The 19119-nt window shown below is 70.8% G+C and carries 13 protein-coding genes and 1 pseudogene; 8 read left to right on the top strand and 6 right to left on the bottom strand.

Annotation, left to right across the window (positions count from 1 at the left end; translation table 11 throughout):
• Nucleotides 1-30 precede the first annotated feature (30 nt).
• From ACFVVA_RS28165 to ACFVVA_RS28140, 6 genes are all read left to right on the top strand, one after another.
• Nucleotides 31-522 carry a hypothetical protein gene (locus tag ACFVVA_RS28165; RefSeq protein ID WP_387693615.1) on the top strand — a complete coding sequence of 164 codons (492 nt, stop codon included), beginning with the start codon at nt 31-33 and terminating at the stop codon, nt 520-522.
• Nucleotides 523-568: 46 nt separating this feature from the next.
• A complete protein-coding gene (locus ACFVVA_RS28160) occupies nt 569-1072 on the top strand; it encodes a hypothetical protein (protein WP_387693614.1) in 504 nt (167 codons plus the stop codon).
• A 45-nt stretch (nt 1073-1117) separates the two neighbouring features.
• The gene (locus ACFVVA_RS28155) at nt 1118-2797 is read left to right on the top strand and encodes a S1 family peptidase (RefSeq protein ID WP_387693613.1); all 1680 of its coding nucleotides are present in this window, start codon (nt 1118-1120) and stop codon (nt 2795-2797) included.
• A 361-nt stretch (nt 2798-3158) separates the two neighbouring features.
• Nucleotides 3159-4424 carry an acyltransferase family protein gene (locus ACFVVA_RS28150; protein WP_387693612.1) on the top strand — a complete coding sequence of 422 codons (1266 nt, stop codon included), beginning with the start codon at nt 3159-3161 and terminating at the stop codon, nt 4422-4424.
• A 645-nt stretch (nt 4425-5069) separates the two neighbouring features.
• Nucleotides 5070-6173: a serine hydrolase domain-containing protein gene (locus tag ACFVVA_RS28145; protein ID WP_387693642.1), complete on the top strand. Its 1104-nt coding sequence runs from the start codon at nt 5070-5072 to the stop codon at nt 6171-6173.
• Nucleotides 6174-6313: 140 nt separating this feature from the next.
• Entirely contained in the window at nt 6314-7492 is a 1179-nt protein-coding gene (locus ACFVVA_RS28140) for a serine hydrolase domain-containing protein (RefSeq protein ID WP_387693611.1), read from the top strand.
• Nucleotides 7493-7588: 96 nt separating this feature from the next.
• Here the strand turns inward: ACFVVA_RS28140 and ACFVVA_RS28135 are convergent.
• Both ACFVVA_RS28135 and ACFVVA_RS28130 read right to left on the bottom strand, forming a co-directional pair.
• Nucleotides 7589-7839 (bottom strand): annotated as a pseudogene (locus tag ACFVVA_RS28135) (response regulator transcription factor); the annotation flags it as partial.
• Complete coding sequence (locus tag ACFVVA_RS28130) at nt 7836-7958, bottom strand: hypothetical protein (RefSeq protein ID WP_387693644.1); 123 nt, start codon at nt 7956-7958, stop codon at nt 7836-7838. The pseudogene ACFVVA_RS28135 and the gene ACFVVA_RS28130, both read right to left, overlap by 4 nt.
• Here ACFVVA_RS28130 and ACFVVA_RS28125 point away from each other — a divergent pair.
• Both ACFVVA_RS28125 and ACFVVA_RS28120 read left to right on the top strand, forming a co-directional pair.
• The gene (locus ACFVVA_RS28125) at nt 7916-8575 is read left to right on the top strand and encodes an MMPL family transporter (protein ID WP_387693641.1); all 660 of its coding nucleotides are present in this window, start codon (nt 7916-7918) and stop codon (nt 8573-8575) included. The genes ACFVVA_RS28130 and ACFVVA_RS28125 overlap by 43 nt on opposite strands.
• Nucleotides 8576-9097: 522 nt before the next feature.
• A complete protein-coding gene (locus ACFVVA_RS28120) occupies nt 9098-10255 on the top strand; it encodes a tyrosine-type recombinase/integrase (RefSeq protein ID WP_387693610.1) in 1158 nt (385 codons plus the stop codon).
• A gap of 2414 nt (nt 10256-12669) precedes the next feature.
• Here the strand turns inward: ACFVVA_RS28120 and cas7c are convergent.
• The 4 genes from cas7c to ACFVVA_RS28100 form a co-directional block, all read right to left on the bottom strand.
• A complete protein-coding gene (gene cas7c, locus ACFVVA_RS28115) occupies nt 12670-13527 on the bottom strand; it encodes a type I-C CRISPR-associated protein Cas7/Csd2 (RefSeq protein ID WP_387693609.1) in 858 nt (285 codons plus the stop codon).
• 32 nt (nt 13528-13559) lie between these two features.
• A complete protein-coding gene (gene cas8c, locus ACFVVA_RS28110) occupies nt 13560-15419 on the bottom strand; it encodes a type I-C CRISPR-associated protein Cas8c/Csd1 (protein ID WP_387693608.1) in 1860 nt (619 codons plus the stop codon).
• A gap of 2 nt (nt 15420-15421) precedes the next feature.
• Nucleotides 15422-16114 carry a type I-C CRISPR-associated protein Cas5c gene (gene cas5c, locus ACFVVA_RS28105; protein ID WP_387693607.1) on the bottom strand — a complete coding sequence of 231 codons (693 nt, stop codon included), beginning with the start codon at nt 16112-16114 and terminating at the stop codon, nt 15422-15424.
• 465 nt (nt 16115-16579) lie between these two features.
• Entirely contained in the window at nt 16580-18718 is a 2139-nt protein-coding gene (locus ACFVVA_RS28100; protein WP_387693606.1) for a CRISPR-associated endonuclease Cas3'', read from the bottom strand.
• Between the last annotated feature and the right edge of the window lie 401 nt (nt 18719-19119).

The following is a 19119-nucleotide window of genomic DNA, read 5'->3' as shown; positions in this document are numbered from 1 at the left end:
GCAACGCGAGATGAACGAAGAGGATTAGTCATGGCAAAGCGCATGTCCCGCTGGCTCGTTGGCGGCGCCGTCGCCGCGGCCGCCACGCTCGGCGTCACGGCGATCGCGTCCGCCGACGGCACCCCGGCGGACAACTCAGCCGCGCCGGTGGCCGTCGAGGACTTCATCCACCCCGGCCCCGCCCCGTACCCGAACGTGAAGCTGCTGCGCGGCGACGGCCACATCGTGCTGTCCGACTGCACCGTCGACGACCAGATCAGCGTGCTCAGCTGGGACCTGCCCAACGACAAGGGCAACCAGATCTGCTTCCGCGCCACCGGCACCACCGGCTACCTCGCCGTCGAGGTCCCCAACGTGTTCCGGATCCGCACCGACGACTACTCGGTCAACGCCAAGCTCACCAGCGAGGGCGTCTCCCAGAGCGTCGACATCGCCAAGGGCACCGCCGTCCCCGTCGGGATCGGCAGTGGCAGCGGCAACGGCAAGCCCACCACCCTGCTCGAACTGCGCGTCACCGGCTGACCCGCGCCGCCCCCGCTCCCCGCCCCCCTTCCCGATGGAGCCCCAGGTGACAGACAACCCCTCCCGCACCCGGAGGACCGCCCGCCGGTGGCTGGCCACCGCCGCGGTGACCGCCGCGGCCCTCGGCGGCGCCTCCGCGATCGCCGCCGCCGACACCACCCCCGCCGACAACTCCGCCGCACCGCCGGCCGTCGAGGACTTCTCCTACCCCGGCGCCGCCGCCATCACCAAGGTGAAGCTGCTGCGCGGCGACGGCCACATCATGCTCGCCGCCGACTGCTCGAAGTCCCAGATCCAGATCGGGACCCTGGCCCCGGGCAACCCGGACAACCAGATCTGCTTCACCGTCACCGGCACGACGGGATCTCTCTCCCTGCAGCTGCCCGACGTCTTCTTCGTGCAGACCAGCGGCGGCCGCGCGGTCCGCGCCGGCCTCACCGTCGGCACCTCCACCCAGACCGTCGACGTCCCCACGAACGGCTTCCAGGGAGTCGGCGTAGGCACCGGCGGCGACTCGGCCGCCCTCGTCGAGCTGACCGTCACCGGCTGACCACCACCACCCGCATCACCACCTCTCACGTTCGGGAGCCCACTCATGCCTCGCAACTCCTCGTCCCGCAACCTGCGGGCGGGCGCGCTGACCGCCGTCCTCGCCGCCGGAGCCCTGACGACCCTCGCCACGCCCCCGGCCGGCGCCGTGGTCGGCAACGCGGCCGCCGACGGGTCCTACGCCTTCACCGCGCGCCTGGCGATCGGCGACACCCTGCGCGCCTGCACCGGTGCGCTGGTCGACCGCAACTGGGTGCTGACCGCCGCGTCGTGCTTCTCCGACGACCCGGCGCAGCCGCAGGCCCTGGCGGCCGGCGCGCCGAAGTGGAAGACCGTCGCGACCGTCGGCCGCACCGACCTGACCACCACGGGCGGCAGGACCGCCGAGGTGTCCGAGCTGGTGCCGTACGCCGGCCGTGACCTCGTCATGGCCCGGCTGGCCACGCCCGTGGACGGCATCGCCCCGCTGGCGGTCTCCACCGCCGCGCCGACCGCCGGGCAGACGCTGCGCGTGCCCGCGTACGGCCGGACCAAGGACGAGTGGGCTCCGCTCAAGCTCCACACCGGCGCCTTCTCGCTCGACACGGTGAGCGCGACCGGCATCGGCACCACCGGTACGGGCGGCGCGGCGATCTGCAAGGGCGACACCGGCGCCCCCGTGATCCGCGAGACGGGCGGCAGGGCCGAGCTGGTCGCCGTCGCCTCCCGCTCCTGGCAGGGTGGCTGCCTGGGCGTGCCCGCCACCGAGACCCGCACCGGCGCCTACAACACCCGCGTCGACAACGTCGCCGGCTGGGTGCAGCAGACCCGGGCGAAGTCCCTGGGCTGGAAGACCCAGGCCCTGGTGCGCAGCGACGCCAACCTCTACTTCGCCAGCCGTCTCTACGACGGCACCTGGACCCCGTACGAGGACGTCCAGGCCACGGCCGGCAACATCGGCGGGGTGCGCGCCGTCGCCTCGGCCGGCATCAACGCCGACACCCACATCATCGCCCTGGGCGGCGACGGGCACCTCCACTACGCCATCCGCAACCTCGACGGCGGCTGGAAGCAGACCTTCGCCGACCTCAACGTCGCCCTCACGGACCTCAGCGGCATCACCCAGGTCTCCATCGCCTCCATCAGCGACAACCTGCACGTGGTCGTGGTCGCCAACGGCACCCTCTACCACTCCATCCGCAACGGCGCCGGCCAGTGGACCTCGTTCAACGTGGTCACCGACGTCACCGGCCCGCTCAACGGCATCACCGCCATCTCCGCCGCCGGAGCGTCCGGGGACGCCGGACCCGAACTGCACATCGCGGCCGTGGCCGGCGGAAAGGTCTACCACACCCTGCGCACCGGCTCCGGCAACTGGGGCACCTGGGGGGCGGTCTCCGAGGCCGCGGGCAGCACCGGCCCGGTGAGCGGCGTCGCCGTCTCCCGCCAGGGCAACGACCTCAACCTCGCCCTCATCGCGAGCGACGGCCAGTACCACACCATGCGCTACCTCAACCACACCTGGCAGCCCGTGACCTCCCTCGGCGGCGTCATCGGCAACGTCACGGGCACCAGCATCAGCGCCGCGCCCGTCGACACCGACGCCGTGTTCGCCATCGCCACCACGGACAACAAGGTCCTGCTCACCGCCCGCCACAACGACGGCACCTGGGCCGCCCCCGAGAACCTCGACCTCACCGCCATCCCGGGCAACCACACCGGCACCACGATCACCGGCACGCTCTGACCGACGCGCTCCGGCCGGCGTCCTCCGACCGGCGCGCCCTCCGCGCGCCGGTCCGTCGTGCGTCCTGGTGCGGGGTGGTGGTCCACTCCCGCGCCAGGGCGCGCGCGTCAGGAACTCCCGAGGGCCGGCCGTCCCCGACCGCACCGTCCGTCCCCGACCCGTCGCGTCCCTGCCCCGCCCCCGACCGCACCGTCGGTCCCCGCCCCCTCCCCGACCGCACCGACCGCCCCCGGAGGCGGCCCCACCCCTCCCAGCACGTGCCTCGACCACGGGAAAACGCCCTGCCGCAGCCCGTCGCCGCCCTGCCCTGTCATGCACAGGGGTCTGCAAGCGGCTTACAGGGCGTGCGTTATCGTCAGCCGTGAGCATTTTCCCCCGGCAACGACCAGGTTCCTCGGGCCGCCGCAAGTCCGCCAAGGGCGGCCGTCTCGCCGTCCTGGACGGCCTGCGCATCCTGGCCGCGCTGATGGTGGTCTTCCACCACTACATCGGCTACGGCGGCGGTACCAAGCCCGAGATCAGCGCCTGGGGCAAGCCGGCCGAGCAGGTGTTCCACCGCGCCTCCGCGCCCGCCGCGTACCTCTGGACGGGCATCTGCCTGTTCTTCGTGATCAGCGGCTTCGTGATCTGCATGAGCAGCTGGGGCCGTCCGGTGGGCGACTTCGTCCGCTCCCGGGTCATCCGGCTCTACCCCGCGTACTGGTTCGCCGTCCTGCTCACCACCGCGGTCGTGACGATGTGGCCGCTCGTGCGCCAGCCGCTCCCCTCGGAGCAGGTCCTCGCCAACCTCACCATGTTCCACGTGGGTCTGGGGATCCCGAACGTCGACGCCGTCTACTGGACGCTCTGGGCCGAGCTGCGTTTCTACCTGCTGTTCGCCATCGTGGTCTGGCAGGGCGTGACCTACCGGCGGATCGTGGCCTTCTGCTCGATCTGGACGGTCGCCGGCATCGTCTCGGCGAGCACCAAGTGGCCGGTCCTGGAGTTCTTCGCGATGTCGGACGTCTCCTCGTTCTTCGTCGCCGGCCTCGCGCTCTATTTGGTCCACCGGTACGGTCCCAACCTCATGCTCTTCGGCATCGTCGGGATCAGCTGGATCCTCTCGGTGCTCTACACCATCCAGCACCAGCACGACGTGAACACCGTCCTGGGCCGGCCCGAGCTGCCGACCTGGCCCGCCGTCCTGCTGACCACCCTCTCCTACCTCGTGATCACCGCGGTGGCCATGGGCTGGGGCTCCCGGATCCAGTGGCGCTGGCTCACCTTCGCCGGCGCCCTCACCTACCCCCTCTACCTCCTCCACGAGGCCATGGGCTGGACCGCCCTGCGCGCCCTCTACGACCACGGCACCAAGCCCTGGACGGCGGTCGCCATCGTCATCACCGGCATGCTCGTCGCCTCCTGGCTGGTCCACCGGCTCATCGAGAAGCCCCTGACGCCCCGCCTCAAGACGGGCATGACCAGGAGCATCGACCAGCTCCGCGCCGCCGAACCCCTCCCCCCGCAGCCCGCCCCACAGCCGGCCCCGGCCCCCGGCGTCCTGGAGACCGTCACCACCCCCTGGGCCACCGCCTTCACCCCCAGGGACACCCACCCGCCGCGGCAGCACACCCCCGACTCCTACTGACCCACCCCACCCCCGCGGCCCGACAGGGACCGGCGCCACCCGGCACCGGTCCCTGTCCGCATTTCCGCCGGCACCCAGGAGACCGACACCTCCCCGGTCACCGCCACCACCACCGCAGGCGTCACCGTCACGGCCTCGGACTCCTTCAACGCGGCGACACCGCCCTCGACCCTGCTGGTCGGCCTCGGCACACTGGCCCTGGTCTCCGCCCGTGCCACCCGCCGCTTCCCGAGGCCCCGCTCCGGCAGGCAGTAGACCGCACACCGACCGACGGAACCAGCCACGGGCAGCCCGGTGCCGGCCAAGGGGCCCTTGACCCCCAGCGGCAAGTCCGGAGACGGCGAGCAGGGCGCGGGGCTCGCAGATGGTGTCGGCCGACCGGCAGATGCTCTGGCCCGCGGGCATGGCGGGTGGTCCTGCCCCCGCCCTGGGCCAGGAGCACGGTCCTGCCCGGGGTCATCTCCCGGAGCCGACTCCCAGGTTCGGTCTCGTCCTGGGTGCGGACGAACTCCCCCACCTCTGAATGGTCCTCTTGACCAAGGCCGGAAATCACCGGAACGATCCATCCAGAGGGGTTCCTCCGTGTACGAGAACGCACCGCACAGCCGCGTCCAACGTTCCCGCCGGGGCGGCCGGCACCGGGCGGTGGCGGCCGTGACCGCCGTGGCCGCCGGTGTCGTGGTGGCCGGGGCGCTGGCACCGAGCGCGGCGTTCGCGGGCAGCAAGCCGGACGGCGTCCAGCAGAGCCTGAACGCGCTGGTGAAGGACGACGGCCTGCCCGCCGCGCTGGCCTCCGTGAAGGGCCGTGACGGCCGCACCCGCACGTACACCGCGGGCGTCGGCGACGTCGCCACCGGGGCCAAGCCCCCCGTCGACGGGCAGGTGCGGATCGGCAGCAACACCAAGACCTTCACCGCCGTCGTCGTCCTCCAGCTCGTCGCCGAGGGAAAGATCGGCCTCGACGAGCCCGTCGAGACCTACCTGCCGGGGCTGCTGCGCGGCGACGGCATCGACGGACGCAACATCACCGTCCACCAACTGCTCCAGCACACCAGCGGCCTGCCCGAGTACGTGGACAAGGACTCCATCCTCACCAGCCCGAACCGGTACTACGAACCGCGCGAGCTCCTCGACGCGGCCCTGGCCCGGAAAGCCCACTTCGCCCCAGGTACGCGCTGGGAGTACAGCAACACCAACTACCTGCTGGCCGGCCTGATCATCCAGAAGATCACCGGGCGGCCGCTCGGCGAGGAGGTCAACCGGCGCGTCGTCGACCGCATCGGTCTGCGCCACACCTACTTCCCGACCCCCGGCGACACCACCATCCACGAGGCCCACCCCAAGGGCTACAACCGGGAAGCCGACGGCTCGCTCCGCGACTACACGGAGCTGGACCCGTCCTGGGGTTGGGCGGCAGGCGCTGTCGTCTCCACCCCCGGCGACATCACCCGCTTCTACACCGCGCTCCTCGGCGGCCGGCTCCTACCCCCGGCGCAGCTCGCCCAGATGCGCACCACCGTCCCCGCCGACGAGGTGGCTCCCGGCGTCCGCTACGGGCTGGGCCTGGTGAGCCATCCGCTGTCGTGCGGCGGCGTGTACTGGGGCCACGGCGGGACCATCCCGGGCTACTACACCGCCGGGGGCGCCACCGACGACGGCCGCGCCGCCGGCATCGCGGTGACCGCGATCCCGGGCGACGAGGCCGAGCAGCACGTCAAGGCCACGGTGGACGCGGCCCTGTGCCGCTGACCCCGCGGACCCTCCCCGGTCCGGCCTGAGCATCCGCGATCCGCACGGGCACCACCAACGGGTTCCGCGCGCCCCGGCACGCCTCGGCGCGCGGAACCCGCCCAGCCCGGCAATTCCCCCTTCAGCAGAGGAGTTCCTCCGTGAACGAGCACACACCGCACAGCCGCGTCCAACGTTCCCGCCGGGGCGGCCGGCACCGGGCGGTGGCGGTCGTGACCGCCGTGGCCGCCGGTGTCGTGGCGGCCGGGGCGCTGGCACCGACCGCGGCATTCGCGGGCGGCAGGCCGGACAGCGTCCAGCAGAGCCTGAACGCGCTGGTGAAGGACGACGGCCTGCCCGCCGCACTGGCCTCCGTCAAGGACCGCGACGGCCGCACCCGCACCTACACCGCCGGCGTCGGCGACCTCGCCACCGGGGCCAAGCCCCCCGTCGACGGACAGGTACGCGCCGGCAGCAACACCAAGACCTTCACCGCCGTCGTCGTCCTCCAACTCGTCGCCGAAGGAAAGATCGGCCTCGACGAGCCCGTCGACACCTACCTCCCCGGCCTGCTGCGCGGCGACGGCATCGACGGACGCCACATCACCGTCCGCCAGCTGCTCCAGCACACCAGCGGCCTGCCCGACTACCTGGAAGCCCCGGCCCTCTCGGACGAAACCGCCCTGCAGTTCCGCTACTTCGAGCCCCGCGACCTCCTCGACGGCGCCCTCGCCCAGAAGGCCCGCTTCCCCTCGGGAACCAGCTGGGAGTACAGCAACACCAACTACCTGGTCGCCGGACTGATCATCCAGAAGGTCACCGGACGGCCCGTCGGCGAGGAGATCACCAAGCGCGTCATCGACCGCATCGGCCTGCGCCACACCTACTTCCCCACTCCCGGCGACACCACGATCCACGAGGCCCACCCCAAGGGCTACTTCCGCAGCTCGCCGGACGCGCCCCTGGTCGACTTCACCGACATGGACTCCTCGATCGCCTGGGCGGCCGGGGCGATCGTCTCCACCAACACCGACCTCAACTCGTTCTTCACCGCACTCCTCGGCGGCCGGCTCCTGCCCCCGGCGCAGCTCGCCCAGATGCGCACCACCGTCCCCGCCGAACTCCTGGGCCCGGGTGTCCGCTACGGTCTGGGCCTGCAGAGCAAGCCGCTCTCCTGCGGCGGCCTGGCCTGGGGCCACGGTGGCACCGCCCGCGGCTACCGCTCCCGCGGCGGCGTCACCGACGACGGCCGCGCCGCCAGCATCACGGTCACCACCGTCCCGTTCGAGGACGGCGCACAGCACATGGCGGCCGCCCTGGACGCAGCCCTCTGCCGCTGACCCACCCCTCGGGCCGGCTCCCGCGCGCGCGGGGCCGGGCACCGGACGGCCTCGCGGCTCGGGGCGGTTCGGGGCAACCGGCCCCGCTCCCCCGTGGACCCGGCACCCGGGCAGTTCCCGGGTGAGCCGCTCAGTCGCCTGGACCCCGTCGAGCACTGGCATCCGGATGTCCATCACCACGACGTCGGGTCGGTGCCGGTGCGCGAGGTCGACCGCCCGCTGCCCGTCGTCGGCCTCAGCGACCACGTCGAACGCCGGGTCGGGGACAGGATCAGGGCCAGGCCCCGCCGCACCAGCGGCTGGTCGTCCGCGATCAGTACCCTGATCCGCTCCGGGGTTTCCGTCATCCGGGCCGTTCCTCACCGTCGACCGGCGCCACCGGCAGGCTGGCCACCACCCGGAAGCCACCACCGTCCACACCGCCTGCCGCCAGGCTGCCGCCGTGCAGCGCGACGCGTTCGCGCATTCCGATCAGACCGTACCCGGTGCGGCCCGCCCTCGGTCCGGCCGCACCGCCCGCCGCCGCCAGGGCGCCCACCGGTCCTGAGCGAGGACCGGCAGGCCGCCAGGATCGACCTGTTCCTCACCGCGGACTCGCAGTCCCAGCAGGCCCGTGACCTGGTCTCCGGACCGATCCGCGCCGCCGTCGACCGCGACCTGCGGTTGGTCTTCCCCGTGGCGGCCGCACTCATCGGGGTGATCCTCCTCCTGCTGCTGCGCAGCCTGCTCGCACCAGTGGTCCTGATGCTCTCGGTCGGCCTCGGCTTCGCGGCCACCCCCGGCGCGGCAGCCCTGCTGTTCCAGCACGCGATGGGCAAGCCAGGCGTCGCCCTGCCCCTGGTCCTGTTCGTGGTCGCGCTCGGCACCGACTACAACATCCTGATCAGCGACCGGATCCGGGCGGAGACGGAACACCCCGGTCCGCCCCGGGCCGCTCCGGGGGCGGTTACGGTGCTGCCCATGCCCTCCCCCATGCTGGCCCCGGACCAGATCCTGCGCGCCGCCGCACTCGAAGCCGCTGGAACGGCGACGACGACGCCCTGGCCCGGGACGCGCCCGGCGAGCAGCCCCTCCCGGCGCTGATCGCCCAGTACGGCGCCCTCATCCTGGACAGCACTCTGCTGACCGCCACCGACATCCGCACCCTGCCAGAAACCGAACAGCAGGACACCATCGAGGAGTTCAACACAACCCTTGACGGCCACCCGACCGAACTGACCACCGCACCGCCCTGCCTGAAGGACCCGGGTCCACACACCCATCGGCAGCGCCGTGGCACTGTGGCGCGGCGCCCCGGAGAACACGGCTGGCCGGCACCGGATCGAATGGATCGTCAACGAGGACATCCTCCGGGACCGCAGCACGCGGCTGGCCGAGCTCTCCGAACCACGGGTACGCGAGGAGGCCGACCCGGTCGTCCCGCGAGGACGACTCCAACCCCGGGAGCTCCACCCAGTCGAACTGGATCTCCTCGCCCAGAGGCACCACCCAGTCCGAGAGAAGGGGAAGCTCATGGGACAGCGTGCGCAGCGTGGTCGGGTGTACCGGCGGTGTGGTTGTTCGGACGGGCACGGGAGGCAGTTGGGTCCGTGGTGTGTGCGGTTGTTGGAGGAGGCGGGTCACGGGTCGTGGACGTACTGCGTCGACCTGGCCCCCGAGGACGGGAAGCGAAAGACCCGCCGGCGCGGTGGGTTCGCCAGCCGAGCCGAGGCGGCCCGCGAGATGAGGGCGGTGCTGGACGGTGAGCTGCGCGGGGTGTACGAGGACCGGCGCGTCACGGTGGCGAGCTTCCTGCGACAGTGGCTGGAGGTGAAGAAGGAGGAGCTCGCGCCGAACACGTACGCCGGCTACGAGGCGTGCGTGGAGCGGGACCTGATCCCCGCCTTCGGCAACTACCGTCTCCCCGACCTGCGTCCCAAGCACATCGCGCGCTGGATCGCCGCCCAGCGCAAGGCCAAGCGCGGCAAGGTCACCCTCTACCGGATCGTCTCCACCCTGCGCAACGCCCTCAACCACGCGGTGCGGACCTGGGGGCTGCGCTACAACCCCGCCAAGCACTCCGTGCCGCCCAAGCCCCGCGCCGCCGAGCGCACCTGCTGGACCCCCGAGCAGGCAGCCACCTTCCTGCAGCACGGCGCCGAGCAGTACGCGGACCAGCTGACCGACCTGTTCGAGGTCATGCTCGGCACCGGCATGCGCCGCGGCGAGATCCTCGCCCTGCACTGGTCCGACGTCCACCTCATGGACCGCAAGCTCTACGTCCGCTGGACCCTGGCCGCCATCGACAACGGGAAGATCCACCTCCGCGAGCCCAAGACCGAAGCCAGTAGGGCCTGGATCAGCCTCTCCCCCAGAGTCATGGCTGCCCTCCATCGCCAGGCCGCGATCCAGATGAACGCCCACCCGGACGGCCGGCTGGACGGGCTGGTCTTCGCCCGCCCGGGCGGAACACCGCTGCGACCTCAGTGGGTCCTCGACCAGCTCCGCAAGCGCACCACCGAATTCGGACTTCCCCGCATCGGCCTTCACGACCTCCGCCACACCGCCGCAAGCATCATGATCGCCGAAAGCATCCCCATCGCCGTCGTCTCCAAGACCCTGCGCCACTCCACCATCGCCGTCACCATCAACCTCTACGGCCACCTCCTCAAAGACTCCGCCGACCAGGCCGTCCGGGCGCTCGCCTCCGCCCTCGACCGGGCCCAGGCACGCCAGCTCCGGGCTGTCCCCCGTGACGACGACGACCTGCCCCTCGCGGCGTAGCCGAGCTGGCGCCCACCAGATCTCGAGCAGGTCCGACAGGGCGGCCCACTGCCACACCAACCACAGAATGTGACCGCCTGCTGTCCGAAGGGATTCGGTGGCCCTTCGGTCAGCAGGCGGTTGTGACCGTCAGCAGCGGACAAAGCCTCAGTGAGAATCCCTCCACGCGGGTTTGCGATCCTCGGCCGCCCCGGAGGGCGACCGCCACCGGCGGGTGTGCCCGTGGGCGGACACCACCTGGGAGGTTGCGATCCTCGGCCGCCCCGGAGGGCGACCGCCACAGGAGGATCAGCGCGGTCGCTCCCGCGCCCGCGTTGTTGCGATCCTCGGCCGCCCCGGAGGGCGACCGCCACTGCCGACGGACGTCTTCGAGGCGTTCAAGCGGGAGCGGTTGCGATCCTCGGCCGTCCCGAAGGACGACCGCCACAGGGGCGTGGAACGGGCGGGGCTCCATGGCGGCGGAGTTGCGATCCTCGGCCGTCCCGAAGGGCGACCGCCACCCGCGGGCCCTTCGATGTTCTGGGTCATGTACGGATCGTTGCGATCCTCCGCCGCCACAAGGGGCAACCGCCACGGGCGCTCTTACCGCCGCGGCTGTTGCGCGCATACAGGTTGCGATCCTCGGCCGCCCAAGAGGGCGACCGCCACACGCCTACCTCACCTCCGGCTTCACCCTTGTGCGTGACTTTCGATCCTCGGCCACGCGAAAGGGCGACCGCCACCGGCACGCACGGCGAGCACGGGCCACACATAGGAAGGTTGCGATCCTCGGTCGTCCCAAGGGGGCGACCGCCACCTGTTCGTTGCCGCCGCCCCAAGGACCAGGAGACGCCATGGCGATACTCGGCCGAACCGGGGAGCAACCACCAGTGCGGAAGGTCGGAATTCAGGCGAACAATCTGGTCGGTGCTGCGATCCTCGGCTACCCCGGGGGGCAACCGCCACCTCCGGGGCGGACTGGCCACCCTTGAGGTGGGCGTAGTTACGATCCTCGGCCCCCGGGAGGACGACCGCCACATCGCCGAGGCGGTCAGCGAGTCGCAGTCCAGCGTGTTGCGATCCTCAGCCGCCCTGCGGAGGCAACCGCCATCGTGCTCATCGGCTGGCCTCCTTCTTCTGAAGCAGGGCGTTGCACCCTCGGTCGCCCCCTTCCGCCGGGGGACGACCGCCACCTATCTGCCGCCGGACGGCGTTTGGCTCAGTGATGCGTTGCGGTCCTCGGCCGCCCCGCAGGGGCGACCGCCTCGCCACAGTACACGGCTCGTCACGGCGTCGGAGGCGGAGTTGCGAGCCCCGGACGCTCCTTAAGGTGAGAGCCACCGGCACGCCGAAAATCCTTGCGATATCGGGGACTTGGTTCCGATCCTCGGTCGCCCCAAGAGGGGGCGATCGCCACTTCGTATGTTGAGTGAGAGACGGCAGAACGTCGGGTTGCGATCCTCGGCCGCCTTGAAGGGCGACGGCCACGGTCTCAGCCAGGCCCGGCGTGCCAGCGTAGCCGTGGTTGCGATCCTCGGCCGCCCGGGCGGGTGACCGCCACCAGGGCGGCGCGCCTGACTTCGCCTACATGCACGTGCAGTTGCGATCCTCGGCCGCCCCGGAGGGCGACCGCCACTGGCCAGCTGATCGGGGTGTACCAGGGAGACAGTCAGTTGCGATCCTCGGCCGTCCCGAAGGACGACCGCCACCTCCTCACGGATGACGTCGCCGTGCCAGTGTGCGAGTTGCGATCCTCGGCCGTCCCGAAGGACGACCGCCACCGGTTCTTGAACAGGTGGGCCTCGTCCACCTGGATGTTGCGATCCTCGGCCGTCCCGAAGGACGACCGTCACCTGGGCACAGGTCCGCTGGCCCCACCACTAGTGAGTGTTGCGATCCTCGGCCGTCCCGAAGGGCGACCGCCACCACCAGCCTCCACGGCCTGCGCATCGCCGGGAGCGTGTTGCGATCCTCAGCCACCCGAGAGAGCGACCGCCACGCCGCCCCCCCTCAGGCCGTACGAGGGCTACGGCTGGCGGTTGCGATCCTCGGCCCGTCGAAAGGGCGACCACCACTTGCCCCGTAGGCCGACCAGATCGGCGAGGTCCTGTTGCGATTCTCGGCCGCCGGGGGAAGGCGACCGCCACCCGGGGAAGCCGTCGTGTGCGGCTTCGATGGGTCGTGGTTGCGATCCTCTGTCGCCCCCGGGGAGACTGCCACAGCCGCACACCGACCGTGGCCGGCCGGGATCAGAGGTTGCGATCCTCGGCCGCCGCGAAGGGCGACCGCACTGCTCTCAACCTGGCGCAGCAACATGGGCTCGGACGTTGCGGTCCTCGGCGGCCCAAGAGGCCACTGGCCTGGCCGCGGCCCGAATGCGGTCCACTGTTGAGTTCTCAAGTTGCGGTGTTGCTGCCCAGGCTGTTCGGGTCTGGCTAGTCGACCAGTGCGGCCAAGGTGACTCCGTCCGGGACGTCTGCGTCGACGGTGACCTTGTAGTCGGAGTACGAGCGTGCCGCGGTGTGGCCGAGTGGGGTGACGTGCACGCGCTCCAGGAGCTTGTGGGCGGGGATTTGGCCGTAGGCGTCGGAGTGGCTGAAGACCCAGAGCCCGCGGAGGGCCATGGAGGCGCGGGCGGCGGCCCGGTCGTGTTCCAGCATCATCTTGAAGGCCTGCCAGAGGGCTTGGAGGTCATCTGTGGTGACGCCGGTCTTGGCGGCGAGCGGGGCGGAGAAGTGGCCGGCGCCTCGGTAGAGGCCGTAGGGGACGATGTTCTTGGTGCCCATTTCGGTCTGCTTGGTGGCCAGGTCCTCGACTCGGGTCGGGGTGACGCGGGTGATGGGGACTTCGATCGTGGTGACGGGGTCGATGGACCTGCTGAACGTGAGCTGCAGGGGGCCCTGGACGCGGCCGGCGGTTCGGTCGCGGTTCTTGCCGGTGGTCATGACGGCGCCCATCATGCGGACGTCGTAGAACGTCTGGCACATCCAGTCGCGGGCTTCGGACTCGTTGGCGGCGCCGCCGGTGTCGTAGGCGCGCTCGTGTTGGGCGTTGAGGGCGACTCCGGCTTCCACGTAGATGTCGTAGCCGGGGCGGCCGGCGTTCAGGAGAGCGATGGTGTTGCGGATCTTTCGCTTGAGGGCGACGTCGGTGACGTAGCCCTGCATCGTGATCGGGTCGGTGCGGGGGGCGCCGCCGTTGTCGGGGTCGCCGTTGGGGTTGCCGTCGACGATGTCGAAGAGGAACACGAAGTCGTGCTTGCGCGCGGGGTCGAGGTGGGTGGGGACGGTCATGGCGGGTTCTCGCTTTCTGCTGGGTGGGGTTGTCAGGCGGTTTCGGAGTCGGCCGGGGCGGATTCGATGAGGTCCGAGACGTCAAACAGCGCACCGGCCTCGATGTATTGGGCCTCGGCCGTTTCGGCTGCCTGTTCCTTGGCCGCCTTGTAGGCGAGTGCGGCGGTGATGTCGGCGGCTCGCTGGTGTTCGTAGCCGAGGACGAAGCGGCCCTGCTCGGGGATGGTGAGCAGCAGGGGGACGTCGTTGAGGTGTTGGTAGATGTCGCGCATGCGGGCTTCGAGGGCGTTGGCGGTGGGCTGGTTGCGGCGGCGGATGATGCGGAGGTGGTTTTCGGCGCCGGCGCGGAGGTTGGCGAGGACGGTGGCGGGGCTGCTCATGGCGGTGCCGAAGTATTTGTCGGTGATGGTGGTGTTGACGGTGCGTCCGGTGTCTTTGGCGGCGCGGCGTTGGACGGCGGCGAGGGTGGCGAAGAGGCGGCCGCACATGTAGGCGGGGTCGTCGGCGGTGAGGTCGAGGCCGGGCATGCCGTGCTCCTGGGTGTGGTGGCGGGTGAGGGCGAGGCGTAGGAGGGCGGTGCGGGGGCCGTCGATGCGGCGGTCGGCGCGGATGCGGGCGAGGAGCCGGGGGAGCATCCAGGCGGGGGGTGGTGTGCCGTGGAGGGCGCTGTGGAGGAGCGCTTCGTCGAGGCCATCGGGGATGGTCTTGGGGTGGTACTTCTTCTCGGCCTTGACCCATCGCGCGCAGGCGAGGGTGAGCCTCCAGAGCGGGTAGACCTGGTACTGGGGGCCGGCGCCCGGACCGGGGTGGTCCGCCGTGCTCTGGTGGGTGGTGTGGGGTGACCAGGGGTCGAGGTACTGGTGGTCGCGGAACCAGCGGCCGAGGCAGTCCTCGATGACGGGCAGGGGGACGTCGATCCAGTCGCGTACGACGACGCGTGAGGCGTTCGCGCCGAGGGTGGCGGAGTAGAACTTGTTGACGTCGGCGGAGTATTCGGTGGTCCCGGTGCCCGGTTTGAAGATCTTTCCGATGAGGTTGGCGACGTCTTCGGGTTGCGGGTCGTCCAGGGTGCCGAAGCCGTTGCGTTTGACGGGTTCGCGGGTCCACCAGACCGTCACCGCGGTGTCGGCGCGCCTGCGGTGTTTCGGGTCGGCGAGGAGTTCGCCAAGTGAGGTGGTGGCGGCCGTCCCGCACTTCTCGCACAGCGGAGTGGCGGCGAGACCGGCGGTGACGCCGGCGCGGCCTTGTGCGGCGGTGTTCACGCTGACGAGCTGGGTGCTCTTGGCCTGCTTGGCGGGGATGGCGCCCATGGCGATCGAGACCGGCACGGTGGCGAGCAGCGGGCGTTCGTGTCCGCAGACGAGGCACAGGCCCGTGTTGCCGGCTCCTTTGGAGTCGCTGACCTTGTCCGCCCAGAACTGGAGCGCGCTCGGGTGCTGGTGGGCCCATTGGCCGTCGACGCTGATGGCGACCAGGTCGCCGGCGGCCATGTCGGCCGGGGCCTTCGTGGTGGTGGCGAGGAAGCGGACGACGGCCTCGGCGGTGGGGTCGCCGGGGTTGGCGGCTGCCCACTGGCGGGCGAGGTCGGCGAAGGCCGTGCGGCATTTCGCCGCGCGGGCGGCGTCCTTGTCCTTGACCTCTCCGGTTTTGGGGTCGGCCTTCGGTACGCCGAAGACGTACTGGGCGTTGTCGGCGAGCAGGCAGGGTGCGATGGCGACCGTGCGGGTGGAGGTCGGCACGGCCAGGCGCAGCGCGGGCTGGCCCTTGGGCACTCGCAGGTCCTGGACCTGCGAGTGGTCGCCGTCGAGGAGTACGGCCCATTTGATCGTGGCCGGTTTCGTGTAGGACGGTTCCTGGTCGGCGACGCGTTCGGTGAGGCGTTGCAGCAGCATGGTCAGGCTCCGGTTCGCCAGGAGCCGGTGGGCATGTGGACCTCGTCGTCGCCCAGGGGGCGCCGCGGAACGTGGAGCACGCCGTTGTCCAGGCGGGCGCGGAACCAGTGGTAGGTCTCCTGGCCGCGGTCGCCGTACCTGATCGAGTGCAGCATCACGCCGAGTTCCTCGGTGCGTTCGATCGGGCTGGCCTTCGCATCGGTGGGGCTGCCGGGCCATGATCCGCGCGGGCCGAAGCCCGCAGAGAACTCGCGGCATCCGAGGAAGGGCTGGGAGAAGCACCCGCCGCGTTCGGTGCGGCGGCGCAGCTGCTCGCGGTATTTGGCGGCCGGTGCCTTGGCGTTGCGGGTCGGGACGATCTGGGTGTTCACGCGGTAGGCGACGTCGCGCAGCGCGACGGTGTTGCGCTGGTCGCGGTCGTGTTCGACGTCGTAGCGCTCCCTGTGGTCCGTGCGCAGGGCTTTGATGCGGGGTGCGGTGATGACGGACTTGACCTCGTTGCGTCGGATGTTGATCCAGTCGATCGGGGTGAGGACCTCGATCGACTGGATGACGTACGTCATCTCCGGTTTCCAGAAGATGGCGCTGAGTGCTCCGACGGCCGCGGAGGGCGTCATGACGGGGTAGCTGACCCGTTCGACTTTCAGTTCGGGTCGCGTGAAGCAGGCCAGTGGTCCCCACAGTTCGACGGTCACCGGCGGCTCCGGCCAGCGTGTCTGGGCATGGCTCGGCAAGGTAATCACCCTCTCCAGGGCAATGTGACGATGTGTCAGGCATGGACCGTAGCATCACTAACACACCCATGAAGCTGCTTCATGGGAGTGCTTGACAGCTTCGGCGGTGTCGTGTTTGCGACGACCTTGCCTGTTGCTGAATGTGTATCAGGGGTCACTGACAATGACGCCCCCGCCGGCGAGCCGACGGGGGCGCGAGCGCGCGGACAGACACCAACACGCCTATGTTTCGATCCTCGCCACCCCCTCGTGGTAGGGCGGCGCCACGCTGGGGAGCCTACCCAACCCGCACCCTCCGGCCGGGCTCTCCCCGCCGGTTGGCCTCGCGCTCAGGACGGGGAAGGAGCCCGAAGCGCCTGCGCATGTGACCAACAGCCTGCTCCTAATGGGAAGTTGTCGGGGCCGCCACAAATCGGCCGGCTACCGCTACCGGCTGGGCGGTTCGATGCCGCGCTGTGGGTGGTAGGGGCCGACCCACTCGAGGAGGTCGTCGACGATGAGCTTCGCGTGGCCGGCTGCCAGCGCTGCGTCCGCCTCGGCCCTGGGGATGCCGGCGATGTGGGGCTGCAGGACGCGCTGGGTCTCGGGCCCGCAGGGCTGACCCGCGCGGAACATGTCGATGGCGGCACGGGCCGCAGCCTGGTCCTCGGGCTTCAGGTCGGGCCGGACATGGACGACGCTCGCCGTGCTCTCGCCGATCATGACGAACTGCTCCGCAACGGCGGGGAAGTCGAGTTCCCGGCGCAGCGCCTCGATCGGGTTCCCGAGGTTGGCGAGGCCCTGGAGCCGGTAGCGGGTCCTGGAGTAGTGGGCGAGTGCGGTGAGGTTGTCCGGGTCGGCCTTGTCGGGGCCGTCACCGAAGCGGTTGGCGGCGATGCCGAGGGAGAGCATGTACGACGGGTCCGGGATCCTGCCGCTGTCGTGGGCTTTGAAGATGATGACCGTTCCGCGGTGCAGGTGGCCCTCGCGGTTGCAGCGGCCGGCCGCCTGCTGGAGGTTCTCCGGTGGGGCCCAGGCGCGGAAGACGATCGGGAAGTCGAGGTCGACGCCGGCCTCGATCAGCGACGTGGACACGACCCGGACACACTGCTTGGCGGCGAGGAGCGTGCGGATCTCCTCGATCGTCTCCCGGCGGTGTCCCGAGGTCATGCGGGTGGACAGGTGCAGGGCGCCCGAGGGAAGTTGCTGGTGGACGGTGTTGGCGTCGCGGGTGGTCGAGACGACCATCAGCACCTGCTCGTGCCGGGATGCCTCGCTGGCCATGGCGGCCAGGGTGGTGTCCTCGCGCCACTCGTAGCGGACGCGCTCGAGAGCCGAGAAGAGCGGCGCCGGGTCGGGGATGACGTGCCGGTGCCCGGTACCGTCGATGCTGCTGAACTCGGGCTGGGTCGCGGACGACAGCAGCACCGTCGTGCCGAACCGCTCGGTCAGACCCCTCAGTGCCGACAGGATGGGAACCAGCAGCCGGTCCGGCAGCGCCTGGACCTCGTCCAGGACGATCACCGCACCAGCGAGCCGGTGGAGCTTGCGCATCCTCGACGGCGAACGGCTGAAGAGGGACTCGAACAACTGCACCGTGGTCGTGATCACGAACGGCGCATCCCAGTTCTCCGCCGCCAGCCGGGCCCATCCCGCACGTTCGAGATCGACGGAGGAGTGGTGTTCGAGGACGTCCCGCTCGCCGAGCATCTTCCGGTAGACGGAGGCGTTCTGCTCGGTGATGCTGATGAACGGCACCGCGACGATGATCCGCCGCTGGCCGTTGCGCGCGGCATGGCGCAGCCCGAACGCGGCCGCGGCCAGGGTCTTTCCCCCGCCGGTCGGCACGTGCAGCCGGTAGATCCCCGGCTCGCCGTCCGCCGCAGCCACAGCCTGCTCGTAGATGCCCGTACGGATCCCGTCGATCCGCGACGGCTCCCGGCCGGCGAGCATGGCCTTCCGGGCCTCCTCGAACCGCTCGCCGAGAGCGGCCATGTCCGCGTCCGGGCGCACATACGGAACCCGGCCCAGGTGGTGCGCGCGGGTGTCCAGGCGATCGGCGTCGATGACGCAGCTGAACAGCATCCGGACCATCAGGTCGACATCAGCGAAGTCGCTGTCGCTGTCGGGGTCTGACAGCCACCGCGGCACCGCGATCCCCGCAGACTCGATCTCGGGAACCTCCGCCGCGACCCGGCGAATCGCCTCCTCCACAGCACCGGGCCGCGCCCGCAGCTCCCTCAGCAGAGCACGCATCTCACCCCAGGACCGCAAACCCCCGTGATGACCCTCCACCACCCCCGCAAGAGGCCCCGGCAAACACTGCGCCGCAAGACGGACCCCCGCCCTCTTGTGGTCGAGACCAACCGTCCCACCGGTACCGGCAACCTCCACCAGCCGGTCCTGCCACGCACACCCGCCCTTCCCCACATCGTGGACCAACGCCAGATACTCAGCCGCGGCAGCCATACCGAACACCGCACCGAACCGCGCAGCCAGTTCAGCCGATCCACGAAGATGATCACCCAGCAGATGCCACCGGCCAGCACCATTGGGCGAGTGGGCATAGAGAGGCTCGTCACGCATGACCCACAAGGCTACCCACCCGCCACGACACACGAGTTGCGACTGCGACCAGCCCCCGCATCAGGTCGCTACACAAGCTCAAACTCTCTAGAAAAGAAGTAGCCATCCCAGGTGCGGGCGACCACCACCGGTGATGCGCTCGCCCGCCCAGACAGCGACCACCACGTCAGCCTTGCGGCAGAGGGATACCGTTGCGATCCTCGGCCGCCCAAGAGCGCGACCGCCACCTCGCTGCGGTACGTCGCCGCCAGGATGTTGAGGGTGTTGCGATCCTCGGCCGCCCCGGAAGGCGACCGCCACGACGTCCCGGCACGCCCACACCCCCGGCGTGTCCGTGTTGCGATCCTCGGTCGCCCGGAGGACGACCGCCACCCTTGCGGTAGGCCGCGTTCTGCTTGGTG

Origin of the sequence: Kitasatospora sp. NPDC058048, assembly GCF_042885555.1 — a bacterium.
GTDB lineage: Bacteria > Actinomycetota > Actinomycetes > Streptomycetales > Streptomycetaceae > Kitasatospora > Kitasatospora lactacystinica.
This window is presented reverse-complemented; position numbering and strand designations above follow the sequence as displayed.

Coding starts and splice junctions, on each gene's coding strand:
- ACFVVA_RS28165 (WP_387693615.1), top strand. CDS start 31: ATGGCAAAGCGCATGTCCCGCTGGCTCGTTGGCGGCGCCGTCGCCGCG.
- ACFVVA_RS28155 (WP_387693613.1), top strand. CDS start 1,118: ATGCCTCGCAACTCCTCGTCCCGCAACCTGCGGGCGGGCGCGCTGACC.
- ACFVVA_RS28130 (WP_387693644.1), bottom strand. CDS start 7,958: ATGCGCGAACGCGTCGCGCTGCACGGCGGCAGCCTGGCGGCAGGCGGT.
- cas7c (WP_387693609.1), bottom strand. CDS start 13,527: ATGACCGTCCCCACCCACCTCGACCCCGCGCGCAAGCACGACTTCGTG.
- cas8c (WP_387693608.1), bottom strand. CDS start 15,419: ATGCTGCTGCAACGCCTCACCGAACGCGTCGCCGACCAGGAACCGTCC.
- ACFVVA_RS28100 (WP_387693606.1), bottom strand. CDS start 18,718: ATGCGTGACGAGCCTCTCTATGCCCACTCGCCCAATGGTGCTGGCCGG.